This is a genomic window from Leptolyngbya sp. NK1-12, assembly GCF_032598965.1.
Taxonomy (GTDB): domain Bacteria; phylum Cyanobacteriota; class Cyanobacteriia; order Elainellales; family Elainellaceae; genus Elainella.
In genome coordinates, this window is record NZ_CP053586.1 from 752,215 (window position 1) to 765,782 (window position 13,568).

A 13,568-nucleotide genomic window follows, 5' to 3' on the forward strand; every position below is an offset into this window, starting at 1 on the left:
CCATGTATAGAATGAGTTAGGTGCAGAGTCAAGTTTCCTTTTTTACCGTTCAATGTCATGAACCCATTACCCCAACCAGATGTGTCGTTGTATGAGCTAGCTGTCAACACTGACCCAACGCCGCATCCCCTTCAGCTAAGCCCCACCACGTTCAAATCGATCGTGGGATTGTTTCTAGATTTTTTAATTGAGCAGAATTTACCGGCTACGATTTGGCTCAAATTACCGCGAGGCGAGGCGTGGCAAGCCGAAGTCGATCGCTTCTGCCAATTGGCTACTGCACCATACTCGATCTACAGCCTGCAAACCTATCAGAAAACAGACCCAAACCAACCGAGCCAACCCGTCACCGCTACGCCAGTCAAGCCGTTATCAGCCGCCGCTAACTGGGAGGGTCTGCGGATTCAGAGAGCAGGCCGAGAGTTACCAGACTTGCCGCTCGACGATGTCGGACTTGACGATGTCCCCGGTTTTTCCGATAACCCAGCCGAAAACTCCAGCATCCACTATTTGCCTCTGGCACCCGACAGTCAGTTAAAACGCGAGTATTTTCTTTTAGTTGCAGCTCCTGCGTTCTACGGTTTAGTGTTGACCCATCGGCCTCGTTCGGTACAGCTAAGCGAAGTCGCCAAGCTGGGCCAAAACCCAGATGACAGCTTGGAGCGCAAGCACCCGCTGTTGGGCATTTGTTCGTTTGAGCAAGTGGTGGTGCAGAAAGTGCTGGAAGCTGGAATTCACTCCGCCATTTGCTTTGGGCAACCCGATGCAGCAGCGAACCAAACACTTAGCGATGGATTGATCTCTTGGGCCAATCTACAACAGCACAACTCGGTTGAACCGCTTGATCCAGCTTTGCTCGGTCGGCTCTTGACCAAACAGATTCAGCGCCAAGAAGACCTGTGGCGAACAAGTGCGGCCCAGCGACGACAGGTAGAGCACATTCCCCAATTGCAGCGAGAAAATCAGGAACTGCTGACCGCACTCCGCCTGAAAGATGAATTTATCAAAACAATGGGACTGGAGCTACGCACGCCCTTAGCCACGATGAAGACGGCCCTGTCGCTGCTGAATTCTCCGAGTGTCAAACCACCCCAGCGTCAGCGCTATATGGAGATGCTGAGTCAGGAGTGCGACCGACAAAGCTCCTTAATTGCTAGTGTTTTGGACTTAGTGCAGCTAGAGAGCAGCGCCGAAGAAATGCCAATGGAATCGTTGCGATTGTCCGACATTGTGCCGGGTGTGGTCAGCACCTACCAGCCTTTAGCCCAAGAGAAGGGTGTCATGTTGGCCTATGTGGTGCCAGAGGATTTGCCATCCGTGTCTTGCCTCTCGGCCTGGTTGAAACAAATTGTGATTAATCTGCTAAACAACAGCATCAAATTCACCCCCAAAGGCGGCCAAGTTTGGGTGCGTGCCCGTCAGCAGGGGGACTCGGTGCAGCTCGAATTCCGCGATACGGGGATTGGCATCGCCTCCAGCGACCTGCCGCGCATTTTTGAACGCTTTTATCGAGCACGGGGACTCCAAACCGAAGACAGCAACGGTGTGGGGTTGGGATTATCGATTGTGCAACAGCTTTTGCTGCGCTGCGGCGGTTCCATTTCGGTGAAAAGCAAACAGGGCGAAGGCTCGGTTTTTACCGTGCTGCTGCCAGTTGCCTCCGAAGGATAAGGGTGCAATTTGGAGTCGCCAGACAGATTCAAGCAATCACATCTCGTCCCAAATAGGGCTGAAGCGCTTCGGGAACGCTGACCGTGCCATCTGGCTGCTGATAGTTTTCCAAAATTGCGGCCATGGTTCGCCCCACGGCTAGCCCGGAGCCGTTAAGCGTATGCAGAAACTGAGTGCCCTTTTTGCCCGCCTCTTTGAACCGCAGATTACCGCGTCTGGCTTGAAAATCTCGACAGTTGGAGCAGCTTGAAATTTCGCGGTATTTGCCTGACGAGGGCAACCAGACTTCAAGATCGTAAGTTTTGGCTGCCGCGAATCCCAAATCACCAGTGCAGAGTTCAATCACGCGATAGGGCAGTTTCAGCGCTTGCAGAATCGCCTCGGCATCCCGCAGCAGGGTTTGGTGCTCTTGCTCTGACGTATCGGGATGAACAAACTTAAACAGCTCTACCTTGTCGAACTGGTGCAGACGAATCAGACCGCGTGTATCGCGGCCATAGCTGCCGGCCTCTCGACGAAAGCAGGGGGTATAGGCGCAGTAATGCAGCGGTAGCTCTTCAGCGGCCAGGATCTCATCTCGGTGCAGGCTATTGAGCGCCACTTCAGCGGTGGGCAGCAGCCAGAGGTCGTCTTTGTCGCACTTGAAGCTTTCTTCCGCAAATTTGGGCAACTGGCCCGATGCCGTTAGAGAGGTTGTATTCACCAAGAAGGGCGGGCTGACTTCCAAGTAGCCCGCTGCCGTTTGTTGATCCAGCATGAACCGAATCAGCGCCCGTTCCAACGCAGCGCCTGCTCCCACCAAGGTGACAAATCGACTCTGGGCTATTTTCACCGAGCGCTCAAAGTTGAGAATGCCAAGCTTTTCGCCGATTTCCCAGTGGGGCAGAATGTTTGGGTTCTTAGGCAGATACTCGTCGCCCCAACGTTTGATTTCAACATTTTCTTCCTCGTCTTTGCCGAGAGGCGTGGTTTCGCTGGGTAAGTTGGGAATCGTCAGCATCAGCGCTTCCAACTGCGCCTTCAACTCCTTTTCCTGCGGCTCTAGTTCGCTCAACTGAGCCTTCACCTGGTTGCCCTCGTCCCGCAACACCTGAATTTCCGGATCATCCTTCGCGCCCGATTTGATTTTTTGACCCACCAACTTGCCGATCTCGTTGCTGCGGGCTTGGAGTTGGGAGCGATTTACCTCTAGCTGCCGCTGCTGCTGATCGAGTTGCAGAATCTGCTGAATCGGTTCGCTGTAGTCGCTGCGGCGGTTCAAACGGGCAAGAAACTGGTCTGGATTTTCCCGGAGTTGTTTAAGGTCAATCACGGTAGTTTACTCTGGCTGAATTTGCTGAATCGTACTGAATCTACAGCTTTTTCCGCTCTGGTAAGGTACGAGAGGTGTGGGGCCGAAGTCCCCACGCAGAGGCACGGCCCCTGCACCCCATTTTTTGTACTTCATTAGCCTGGAAAAGGCTGTAATTTACTGATTTACTTGGCTAGATTTACTTGGCTAGTTTACTGGGCTAGAGTTCCGAGTCACCAATCGGACTGCCAATACATCAGGATAACCTTTCTTGTGGAATTTGCTGAGCAGGTGAGCGTTCTTTCCTTAGAGGATGTTTGAAACGGATCAAACGTGTTGCATTGCCCCCCAACCCCCACCCGTGGGGCAGGACTTCCGATCCCGTATTTCGGTGCCCCCCAACCCCCCACCCGTGGGGGACTTCCAATCCCGTATGTCTGGTTCACAATCCCCATCGATGGGGGATGTAGGGGGCTGGTTCAAAGTCCCCCACTAGTGGGGGATTTAGGGGGCGGTGCGGGTTGCATCGGCGACTTTTAAAACACCCTCTTAGTTCAGAATTGCTAGTTCAGAATTGCGAAGATTGACTTTTCTGGAAGCCATTTAAGTAAAGTTAGCTAGGTGGAGCCAAGGATAAAACAAATCGAAACTCAGCACTTTTTAAGAGCATTAGCTAGTGACACCACGGACTGGTAGTCTACATCTTTATGAACAGATCTTTGAGATTACGTGTTTTCAATAAAAGCAGTTATGAAGACATTAAGGCATGTTCATAAAAGGCCGAATTCTAGCTTTCGTTTGTTGAAATACTACAGAGTTTTCTACTACTTTCTACCTGTCAATAGAATTCATTTTTTCTCAAGGATTAACAACAAAAAATCCGTGATTTTTCTCGCTTGTTTCTGTTTGGCTCCACACCATAATGCGAATTGTCAGACGATTGAGCATGAGGGAAAAACCATGAGATCTGCTCGCAATACTCTCTTTTCTGCCACGCTAGCTACGATTGCTACGATTACGTTTGCCAGCTCTGCTGAGGCAATTTCTTTCAAGATTACTAAGGGCATTGCCAATCCATTTACGGGTGCAACAAATGAGGGTGCATATTCTGATTTTGCTGGGATGAAAGGCACTACCACGATTGATTTTAATTCGGGCTTTGGCAATCAGGGTGATAAGACGGTAGTAGCGGCAAAAGATAAGAAAGGGAAGGCTTTAGTTACCTATCACTTTGAAAAGGGAATGGAAACCAGCAGTGGTCAAACCGGCGTTTATGCTGACAAATGGGCACCTGCTGGATGGGAAGCAACGACCACTCCCAAGTCAAATGATTCCGTGAATTACATCAAGGATGAAGCCGGCAAGGTGATTGGTGAGTCGGTCTACAACGACTCCAAGTATCTGGCTGTGTTCAGCGGCAATATGATGCGCATCACCTTTGCCAAAACCATGAACTACTTTGGTATCAATTGGGGTGCAATCAGCGGCGGTAATACCTTTTCCTTTTTCCGCAACGGGCAGGAAGTTAAAACCTTCACCACGGCGGATGTCGATCCAGTTGCGCCGATTCGGGCGAGCTGGCAGAACGGGGGTGAAGGCAGTGGCTATCTCCACTTCTACTCCAGCGGCAAGGCTGACATCTTCGATGAGATTCGGATTACTCAAGCTGGCGGCGGCGGTTTTGAGACCGACAACCACTCCTTCCGCGCCGGTAGAGATGGCTTCGACTTTGACAATCCTGAGGACGTTCCCGAACCCGCAATGACGCTGGGGCTAGTGGCAGTCGGCAGTGCATTTCTACTGAGGCAGAGCCGCAAAAAGGAACTAGCTTAGTTTCTAGTTCACTTCAATACATTTCAAATCAGGATTCAGAGGATGGGCACTGCTCATCCTTTTTCGTTTTAATTCAATTTCTCTTCTTGCCTCTTGCGGTTGTCTTCTGTTCTGAAAGTCTTTTGTTTTAGAATGCAATGTGCCACTTTAATCATCTGGCGGTTAAAACCGCGGCTATACAAAATGTCGGACAAGACTTTTCTTGATGCCTCCCTCTACCAGTATTTACTCTCGGTTTCGCTGCGGGAGCCAGAGGTTTTACAACAACTGCGGCAAGAGACGGCTAACCATCCGATGAGCCAGATGCAGATTGCCCCCGAACAGGGACAATTCATGATGCTGCTGGTTCAGTTGATGGGAGCGAAAAAAGCCTTAGAGGTCGGCGTCTTTACGGGTTACAGTTCGCTGGCAGTGGCCTTGGCCCTACCTGCTGATGGCAAACTGATCGCCTGTGATGTGAGCGAGGACTATACCAACGTGGCCCAACGCTATTGGCAGCGAGCCGGTGTGGCTGACAAAATTGATTTGCGGATTGCTCCGGCCCTTGAAACCTTAGATGCTCTCTTAGCCGACGGGCAGGCCAACAGTTTTGACTTTGCCTTTATCGATGCCGACAAAAGCAACTATCCAGGCTACTACGAACGCGCCCTCCAGCTTGTGCGCCCAGGTGGCCTGATTGTCATCGACAATGTGCTGTGGTCTGGACGGGTGGCTGATCCGGACGTGCAAGATAACCGCACCCAGGCGATCCGCGCTTTTAACCGAGCGCTGCATCAAGACGACCGCATTTTCCCCTGTATGATCGCGATTGCCGACGGCCTGACGCTAGCTCTGAAAAAGTCGGCTTGAATTGCTGAAATTCCGTTAATCCTGGTTAAATTCCGCTGCCCAACTCCTCGCTGTTCAGATTAGATTTTGGCGGCACTACTAGCACCTTATCAACCCGGTTGCCGTCCATATCCATTACTTCAAACCGAAATCCTTCCCATTCAAAATGGTCCGACGATTTGGGGATTTGTCCCAGTTGGGTAATCACAAACCCGCCCAGCGTCTGGTAATTGCCACGATCCTCACCGGGTAGCTCATCCAAGTCCAGTAGGTCTTTGATTTCCTCAACCGAGAGCATGCCATCCAGCAACCAGGAGCCGTCTTCGCGTTGAATAATCTGTTCTTCGGGTGGGTTATCGGCAAAGGGGACATCGCCAATAATCACCTCCATCACATCATTCAGCGTTACCATGCCTTGAATCACACCGTACTCGTCCACGATCATGGCGATATGGGTCCCCGATTGCTTAAATCGTTCCAGCACCTTCAGCGCCGGGGTGCTCTCTGGCAAAAACAAGGGTTGGCGCAGCAAAGTCGCCAGATCGATCGGTTCACCAGATAGGCTGCGGGTCAGAACATCGGTGACATGTACCACGCCAAGCACATTATCTAGAGTTTCTTGACAAACCGGAAAGCGGCTATGGCGGCTCTCGACCATTTTGCGACGGTTGATTTCGGCGGAGTCGTTTAAGTCGAGCCAGACAATATCGGGCCGGGGGGTCATGATGCCGCTCACCCACTGGTCGCCCAGCCGAAATACCCGCTCCACCATGTCCTGTTCAGCCGCTTCAAACATGCCGGCTTCGGCTCCCTGCCGCACCAAAACCTTGATTTCTTCTTCGGTCACTAACGGCTCGGTGGAAGCAACATCGGCCCGCAGCAGCTTCAGCACCGCTTCTGTGGATAGGCTCAGCAAATGCACAATCGGACTGGTGAAACGGGCAATGCCGCGCATCGGCACGGCCACCGCAGTAGCAATTCGCTCTGGGCTATTGAGGGCCAAGCGCTTCGGCACGAGTTCCCCGATGATCAGCGACAAATAGGTGATCAGCAATACCACAATCCCGAAGGCAATCGCCTCACTCGAAGCTCGCAGAGCCGGAATCAGGGAGATGTAGGGCACGAGACTGCCAGCTAGGGTAGCACCGCCAAACGCACCGGTAAGAATGCCGATTAGGGTGATGCCAACCTGGATCGTCGAAAGAAATTGATTGGGCGAATTGGCGAGGTCAAGCGCCACCTGGGCCTTGTGGTTTCCCTGCTCGACCAGCTCCTGAAGTCTGGCTCGACGGGACGATACAATCGCCATCTCCGACATGGAAAACAAGCCATTCGCCAGGATCAGCAGCAGGATTACCAGGATTTCGAGGGACATGAACGATGCTAACGCCTATTTTGTAAGAGTGAATTTGAGAGCACATATCCAGAGCTGACCGATCGGCTTCACCCAACCGAGCAGGTTATGCCGCAGTTCTGGATATAGAGCAAGGTAACATTCTCTCACTTCAGTTGGCTGATCCTGATGCATCAGGATTACTTGGGCAGAGCCAGATCATGTCAAAATGGTGACTTTAAGTAAATTCCCGGCAGCGAAAGTTTATTGGTTTATTTGACAGCAGGCTCCACCCAAGCGGGGAACCCGCACTCTAGCGCAAAGGACAAGGCGCGTCGGGTAGTTCACAATATAAAAGCATCACAATAGATAATTGGTTGCTGTCATTGCGTTTGTGGTTCTTTTCCAGGGTCTATGGCTTTTTCCTCCATCACACGGGCGTTAGCACGACTGCCCCTTACGAATGAACTCCTCACGAAGCTGAATCAGCAGCGGGTGCTGACGCTGAACGGCGTTGCTCGCTTGCCCAAGGGGATAGTGGCTTCCAGCTTAGCCCAAGCTCAGCAGCGCAATTTACTAGTGATCACCGCCACGCTAGAAGAAGCCGGACGCTGGGCAGCCCAACTGGAAGCGATGGGTTGGCCAACGGTGCACTTTTACCCCACCTCAGAAGCGTCGCCCTATGAGCCGTTTGATCCAGAGTCGGAAATGACGTGGGGCCAGATGCAGGTTTTGGCCGATCTGCTGAAAGTCCAAGACCCAGACACCGCCACATCCAAAGCTGCCGCACCCGCCGCCATTGTTACCACCGAACGCGCCCTCCAACCCCATCTGCCGCCAATTACTGCCTTTCGGCCCTATTGCCTCACGCTCTCCAGAGGCATGGAGTTAGACCTAGAAGCCTTGAGCCAGCAGCTTGCCAACTTGGGCTATGAGCGGGTGCCGCTGGTAGAAACCGAAGGGCAGTGGAGCCGTCGCGGCGATATTATCGATGTTTTTCCGGTCGCTGCCGAACTGCCGGTGCGCCTGGAGCTGTTTGGGGATGAGTTGGACCATTTGCGCGAATTTGATCCGGCCACCCAGCGCTCGCTCGACAATACCGATCGGCTGATTCTCACCGCCACAGACTTCAGCCCGATCATCGTACAGGGGCTACGAGACGAGAGCGATCCGCAACAGGGATTTAAGCCAGAAGTGCGAGCCTTATTGTCGGCAGAGGAACTGGAACAGCTACAGGCTGGTCAGCCTCCGGAAGGGATGCGGCGGTTTCTGGGTGCCGCGTTTGAGCAACCCGCCTCGCTGCTAGATTATTTGCCCGAAAATACGCTGATTGCGATTGACGAAGTCGAACAATGCCGCGCCCACAGCGATCGCTGGTTTGAACATGCCAACGAACAATGGCGCGAACTGGCTGCCAGCTCAGAATCTCGCTCACCACTTCCCGCAATCCATCGCCCGTTCACGGATTCATTAACCGCCACTGAACCCTATGAACGGCTTTATCTATCCGAGCTAGCCGAAGAAGGCAACGGGTTAAATTTGGCGAGTCGTCCGGTCCCGGCCACGCCGCATCAGTTCGGTAAACTGGCAGAAACGCTGCGGCAAGAGCGGGATCGGGGCTTTTCGGTCTGGCTAGTGTCGGCCCAGCCCTCTCGTTCGGTGGCACTGCTGCAAGAGCATGACTGTCCGGCTCAGTTTGTACCCAATCCGCGCGACTACCCGGCAATCGACAAACTGCAAGCCCAACGGGTTCCGGTTGCCGTCAAGTATTCCGGACTGGCCGAGCTGGAAGGATTTATTCTGCCCACGTTTCGCTTAGTTGTCGTTACGGATCGGGAGTTCTTCGGGCAGCATTCCCTGGCCACACCCAGCTACATTCGCAAACGCCGACAGGCCGCCTCCAAACAGGTTGACCCGAACAAGCTTCAGTTGGGCGATTATGTCGTCCACAAAAATCATGGGATTGGCCGGTTCCTGAAGCTAGAGAGCCTGACGATCAACAACGAAACCCGCGAGTATCTGGTACTGCAATATGCCGATGGCTTGCTGCGGGTGGCGGCGGATCAGCTCAATGCCCTGTCTCGCTTCCGGGGGGCGGGCGACAAGGTGCCGGAACTCAGCAAAATGACCGGCAAAACTTGGGAAAAAACCAAGAGCAAAGTCCGCAAAGCCGTCAAAAAGGTGGCGATCGATTTGCTGCAACTCTATGCCCAACGCGCTCAGCAGCAGGGATTCGCCTATCCTCCCGATACGCCTTGGCAAGAAGAACTGGAGGATTCTTTTCCCTATCAGCCCACGCCGGATCAGCTCAAGGCGACCCAGGATGTGAAGCGCGATATGGAAGATGCTCGCCCGATGGATCGGTTGGTCTGCGGCGATGTCGGCTTTGGTAAAACCGAGGTAGCGATCCGGGCCATCTTCAAAGCGGTGACGGCTGGCAAACAGGTGGCCTTACTTGCACCCACAACGATCCTGACTCAGCAGCACTACCACACGCTGAAGGAACGCTTTGCCCCCTATCCGATTCAGGTCGGTCTGCTGAACCGCTTCCGCACTGCCGAAGAGCGCAAAGAGATTCAGCAGCGATTGGCGACTGGTGAATTGGATGTGGTGGTGGGCACCCATCAGCTTTTGGGCAAAGGCGTCCAGTTCAAGGATTTGGGTTTGCTGGTGGTAGACGAGGAGCAGCGCTTCGGTGTCAATCAGAAAGAGAAAATCAAATCGCTGAAAACCCAGGTGGATGTGCTGACCCTCAGCGCCACTCCGATTCCTCGCACGCTTTATATGGCCCTGTCGGGTGTGCGGGAAATGAGCCTGATTACGACACCACCGCCTTCGCGTCGTCCAATTAAAACCCATTTGTCTCCCTACGATCCGGAAGTGGTGCGGACGGCAATTCGGCAAGAGCTGGATCGAGGCGGGCAGGTGTTTTATGTGGTGCCTAGAGTCGAAGGGATTGAGGAAGTTTCGGCTCGCCTACGGGAAATGATTCCCGGAGCCAGAATCGCGATTGCCCACGGCCAAATGATGGAAGGCGAACTCGAAGCGACGATGCTCACCTTCAGCAACGGTGAGGCAGACATTCTGGTTTGTACCACGATCATCGAGTCAGGGTTGGACATTCCGCGAGTGAACACCATCCTGATCGAGGATGCCCAGAAGTTTGGCTTGGCCCAGCTTTATCAGTTGCGCGGTCGAGTCGGGCGAGCCGGAATTCAGGCCCATGCCTGGCTGTTTTACCCGAAGCAAAGTCAGCTTACCGATACAGCACGGCAGCGGCTGCGAGCGATTCAGGAATTCACCCAGCTTGGCTCTGGCTATCAGCTGGCCGTGCGCGATATGGAAATCCGCGGCGTGGGCAATTTGCTTGGCGCAGAACAATCGGGCCAAATGGATGCGATTGGCTTTGATCTATACATGGAAATGCTGGAAGAAGCAATCAAGGAGATTCGCGGTCAAGAGATTCCGCAAGTTGATGACACGCAAATCGACCTCAACCTGACGGCCTTTATTCCAGCCGACTACATCCCCGATCTGGATCAAAAGATGAGCGCCTATCGAGCCGTAGCTTCGGCCCAAACCAAACGCGAACTGGCAGAAATTGCCGCCGACTGGAACGACCGCTACGGAGCAATGCCACCTGCTGCCAGCCAGCTTTTGCGCGTGATGGAACTGAAGCAGCTCGCCAAATCGCTTGGGTTTAGCCGCATCAAGCCCGAAGGCAAACAGCATATTGCCCTGGAAACCCCGATGGAGGAACCGGCCTGGAATTTGCTGAAGGAAAACCTGCCGGGGCACCTGCAAACTCGCTTTATCTACACACCCGGTAAGGTGACGGTACGCGGATTAGGCGTGCTCAAAGCCGAACTGCAAGTAGAAAATTTGCTCGACTACCTCAACCGGATGAAAGGTGGGTTGCCCGAAGCGGCAATTGCTTAGAAGCGCCTTGCTCATCTCGTTCTAGACAGCAGTTGCTACCTGATGTTTGGCAGCTTCTTAGAGGATGGTTTAAAAGGCGCCGATGCAACCCGAACCGCCCCCTCCATCCCCCATTCTGTTCGTTGCCGCGCTCGAAGCGCGAGGGGGGACGTTGAACCAGCCCCCTAAATCCCCCATCAACGGGGACTTTGAACCAGAACTACGGGATCAAAAGTCCCCCAATAGTGGGGGATTTAGGGGGCAATGCAACATGTTTGATCCGTTTCAAACATCCTCTTAGTCAGGATGTTCACCATTGAATTCCATGCCAAAATCTAAATACTCCAGTACTATCAACTATGACTGAACGACTAGATCGCATTGAAGCCGCCATTGAAGCCAATACCGCAAACATCGATAGAAATGCAGCAGAAATTTCTAGGCTTCAAGTGTCCCTCGCAGAGGAAAGAGCCGCGATTGCTGAACTGCGTGCAACGGTAAACTCGCTCGTGCAGGTGGTGGAAATTCATCAGCGCAACTTTGAAGTAAGTCAGCGCAACTTTGAGGCAGGTATGACCGAAATTCGAGGCTTGCGAACCGAGAGTCAGCGGCTACTAGAGCATCTGTTTGGTCGAGGAGAAAATTCATGACCACACTCCTTTCCCCTACTCCAACCACTGAACCTTTCTATCCGAGTGCTGACGGTGAACCTGTGGCAGAAACCTACGATCATCTCTACGCGCTCTTAACCGTTCTGGAAGTGTTACGCCAACATCTGGAAGGCCGCCAAGCCACCGTCTTGGGCAATCAGTTTCTCTACTACGCTCAAGGTTATCCCCGCTTGCGGGTGGCACCAGACGTGATGGTGATTTTCGACGTAGCGCCCGGTGGCCGCGACAATTACAAAATCTGGGAAGAAGGTCAGGTGCCGAGCGTCATTTTTGAGATGACCTCTGAAAGCACCCGCGAGCACGATCAGGTCTTTAAGCGAACGCTTTATGAACAGCTCGGCGTGCAGGAATACTGGCTATTTGATCCCAAAGGCGAATGGATTCCAGGGCAGTTACAGGGCTATCGATTACGCGGCGAACAGTATGAGCCAATTCAAGATTTTTGTAGTCAACCTCTTCAGTTGCGGCTACAGGTTGAGGGTAAACTGATTGGCTTTTACCGACAGGATACCGGTGAAAAACTGCTGGTACCCGATGAACTAGCTCAAGCCCTGCGGCAAGAGGTGTTTGCTAGACAACAAGCCGAAGCAGAGGCCGAGGAAGAACGCCAGCGAGCTGAACAAGAACGCCAACGAGCTGAACAAGAACGCCAACGAGCTGAACAAGAACGCCAACGAGCTGAAGCCGCAGAAGCCCAGGTCGAGCAGCTCAGAGCCAAGTTACGAGAGCTAGGCTCGGAATTAGAGTAGAAGCGGCGAAACCAGTTAAACCCGTGGACATTTGAGGACAGCAATCGCTTCGCCTGGATTTTGGGTGGGTAAGGGCTGGCCCCAGTCTCCGACTTCGGCAAATCCTTGCAGGTAGAGTTGGTGAATCGTGGTCAATACCCAGTTGGGTTCGCCAATCAAGATCACCCGATTCCAACGCGGATCGAGGTTAGCAAAATTGGGGGCAGGAGGATTGAAATCCCCACCCGACAAGAATTCTTCAGCCATAAAAATCTGTCTTCACAGAGGTGTTTGTAATTACAAACACTATCACTCTATCGGTTGTTTGTAAACACAAACATTTACTTGGTTATGCGCCTCTGACACTATTGGGGCATGGGAAAGGCAGGGAAAGCGCTTAGGCAGGTACTAGAAACCTATGGGATTAGCCAAAATCGATTGGCGGTGACAATGGGGATCAACCGTTCTACGGTCTACCAATGGTTTAAGGAAATTACCGATCCTTCGGCTGAATCTGTGACTGAAATTGTCAAAGCTCTGCGTCAACTCAACGAAACGGCGGCAGAAGACTTTATTAATCTGTATCTGGAACGAACTCGGCAGGCTGACCAGTCCGATCACTCTGGCAAATAGTCCAAATCCAGCACCTGTTCTGGCGTAAACGGACAGTCGTTGGGAAACTCGCTGATAGGTTTGTCGGTCTCTACAGCGGCTAGCTTACGTGCTGCTTGGTAGCTTTTAGCAAATCGTTGCTCAAAATACCGTCTTAAACTTGGACTTTCTTCAAATGCCCGCTCTAGCCGCCTGCGATGCTCCAGCAACGTATATCGCCAACTGCTCGACCGTTTTTCTGGCTGATACTGATACTTGAGCAAATGCATCAACACTATTTCTAGATTGCTCTCCACTGTGCGCCGTTCACTTCGGCCCATATCCGCGATTTCTTCGGCTAGGTTTTCTAGATCCAGCTCGTCTAGTTTGCCCGTGCGCAGCAAGTGTGCCATTTTTTCTAGCCAGAGATAATAGTCTTGTTCGTAGAGACTGGTTGCCGGGGATTGGGGAGAGGGAGTTGTCATGGCATTGTAAACTCAAGCGTCCAGATGGGTTCTTTTTGATTTTGCCGCAGGTTTGGAAGAGCCTATCGCTGCGCTTGGCATGTTTCTTAATGAATCGAGCGATCTTTTTCGGGTCGGTCAAGGATATTCTGATCGAGTGCAGCCGTCAGTATCACACCATTGAAAACCGCTTGTTTCAGCCGCCAATTTTGCTCATGTTTGTCTGAGACCTTTCAGCCC

At 52.7% G+C, this 13,568-nt stretch carries 12 protein-coding genes; 8 read left to right on the plus strand and 4 right to left on the minus strand.

All coding sequences use genetic code 11. The features are described 5' to 3' along the window. The first annotated feature begins 57 nt into the window (after nt 1-57). Nucleotides 58-1,671, plus strand: coding sequence for an ATP-binding protein (locus tag HJG54_RS02690; protein WP_316433204.1), 1,614 nt, complete (start codon nt 58-60; stop codon nt 1,669-1,671). 28 nt (nt 1,672-1,699) lie between these two features. Here the strand turns inward: HJG54_RS02690 and serS are convergent, their stop codons facing one another. After that, a complete protein-coding gene (gene serS / locus HJG54_RS02695) occupies nt 1,700-2,983 on the minus strand; it encodes a serine--tRNA ligase (protein ID WP_316433205.1) in 1,284 nt (427 codons plus the stop codon). A 939-nt stretch (nt 2,984-3,922) separates the two neighbouring features. Here serS and HJG54_RS02700 point away from each other — a divergent pair. Both HJG54_RS02700 and HJG54_RS02705 read left to right on the plus strand, forming a co-directional pair. Further along, nucleotides 3,923-4,795, plus strand: a complete 873-nt coding sequence (locus tag HJG54_RS02700; protein ID WP_316433207.1) for a PEP-CTERM sorting domain-containing protein — start codon at nt 3,923-3,925, stop codon at nt 4,793-4,795. A 183-nt stretch (nt 4,796-4,978) separates the two neighbouring features. Beyond that, nucleotides 4,979-5,644 (plus strand): class I SAM-dependent methyltransferase, encoded by a 666-nt coding sequence (locus HJG54_RS02705; protein WP_316433209.1) that lies wholly within the window; start codon nt 4,979-4,981, stop codon nt 5,642-5,644. Nucleotides 5,645-5,669: 25 nt separating this feature from the next. On the opposite strand, the gene HJG54_RS02710 is transcribed toward HJG54_RS02705, so the two are convergent. Continuing rightward, on the minus strand, nt 5,670-6,998 hold the full coding sequence (locus HJG54_RS02710; protein WP_316433210.1) for a hemolysin family protein: 1,329 nt from the start codon (nt 6,996-6,998) through the stop codon (nt 5,670-5,672). A 372-nt stretch (nt 6,999-7,370) separates the two neighbouring features. On the opposite strand from HJG54_RS02710, the gene mfd reads away from it, so the two are divergent. From mfd to HJG54_RS02725, 3 genes are all read left to right on the plus strand, one after another. Beyond that, entirely contained in the window at nt 7,371-10,895 is a 3,525-nt protein-coding gene (gene mfd, locus HJG54_RS02715; protein WP_316433211.1) for a transcription-repair coupling factor, read from the plus strand. Between the two features lie 338 nt (nt 10,896-11,233). Continuing rightward, a complete protein-coding gene (locus tag HJG54_RS02720) occupies nt 11,234-11,524 on the plus strand; it encodes a hypothetical protein (protein WP_316433212.1) in 291 nt (96 codons plus the stop codon). Continuing rightward, nucleotides 11,521-12,294 carry a Uma2 family endonuclease gene (locus HJG54_RS02725; protein ID WP_316433213.1) on the plus strand — a complete coding sequence of 258 codons (774 nt, stop codon included), beginning with the start codon at nt 11,521-11,523 and terminating at the stop codon, nt 12,292-12,294. The genes HJG54_RS02720 and HJG54_RS02725 overlap by 4 nt, the downstream gene beginning before the upstream one ends. Nucleotides 12,295-12,309: 15 nt before the next feature. Here HJG54_RS02725 and HJG54_RS02730 read toward each other — a convergent pair whose 3' ends face one another. Next, entirely contained in the window at nt 12,310-12,540 is a 231-nt protein-coding gene (locus tag HJG54_RS02730) for a hypothetical protein (protein ID WP_316433215.1), read from the minus strand. A 108-nt stretch (nt 12,541-12,648) separates the two neighbouring features. Between HJG54_RS02730 and HJG54_RS02735 the strand changes: the two genes are divergently transcribed. Beyond that, nucleotides 12,649-12,906, plus strand: a complete 258-nt coding sequence (locus HJG54_RS02735; RefSeq protein WP_316433216.1) for a helix-turn-helix domain-containing protein — start codon at nt 12,649-12,651, stop codon at nt 12,904-12,906. On the opposite strand, the gene HJG54_RS02740 is transcribed toward HJG54_RS02735, so the two are convergent. Continuing rightward, complete coding sequence (locus tag HJG54_RS02740) at nt 12,891-13,349, minus strand: DUF29 domain-containing protein (protein ID WP_316433217.1); 459 nt, start codon at nt 13,347-13,349, stop codon at nt 12,891-12,893. The genes HJG54_RS02735 and HJG54_RS02740 overlap by 16 nt on opposite strands. On the opposite strand from HJG54_RS02740, the gene HJG54_RS02745 reads away from it, so the two are divergent. Then, complete coding sequence (locus HJG54_RS02745; protein ID WP_316433218.1) at nt 13,343-13,555, plus strand: hypothetical protein; 213 nt, start codon at nt 13,343-13,345, stop codon at nt 13,553-13,555. The genes HJG54_RS02740 and HJG54_RS02745 overlap by 7 nt on opposite strands. Nucleotides 13,556-13,568 lie beyond the last annotated feature (13 nt).

Bases quoted from the DNA above. Each gene is read 5' to 3' on its own strand.
- HJG54_RS02690 (WP_316433204.1), top strand. From the start codon at position 58: ATGAACCCATTACCCCAACCAGATGTGTCGTTGTATGAGCTAGCTGTC.
- HJG54_RS02700 (WP_316433207.1), top strand. From the start codon at position 3,923: ATGAGATCTGCTCGCAATACTCTCTTTTCTGCCACGCTAGCTACGATT.
- HJG54_RS02705 (WP_316433209.1), top strand. From the start codon at position 4,979: ATGTCGGACAAGACTTTTCTTGATGCCTCCCTCTACCAGTATTTACTC.
- HJG54_RS02710 (WP_316433210.1), bottom strand. From the start codon at position 6,998: ATGTCCCTCGAAATCCTGGTAATCCTGCTGCTGATCCTGGCGAATGGC.
- mfd (WP_316433211.1), top strand. From the start codon at position 7,371: ATGGCTTTTTCCTCCATCACACGGGCGTTAGCACGACTGCCCCTTACG.
- HJG54_RS02720 (WP_316433212.1), top strand. From the start codon at position 11,234: ATGACTGAACGACTAGATCGCATTGAAGCCGCCATTGAAGCCAATACC.
- HJG54_RS02725 (WP_316433213.1), top strand. From the start codon at position 11,521: ATGACCACACTCCTTTCCCCTACTCCAACCACTGAACCTTTCTATCCG.
- HJG54_RS02730 (WP_316433215.1), bottom strand. From the start codon at position 12,540: ATGGCTGAAGAATTCTTGTCGGGTGGGGATTTCAATCCTCCTGCCCCC.
- HJG54_RS02735 (WP_316433216.1), top strand. From the start codon at position 12,649: ATGGGAAAGGCAGGGAAAGCGCTTAGGCAGGTACTAGAAACCTATGGG.
- HJG54_RS02740 (WP_316433217.1), bottom strand. From the start codon at position 13,349: ATGACAACTCCCTCTCCCCAATCCCCGGCAACCAGTCTCTACGAACAA.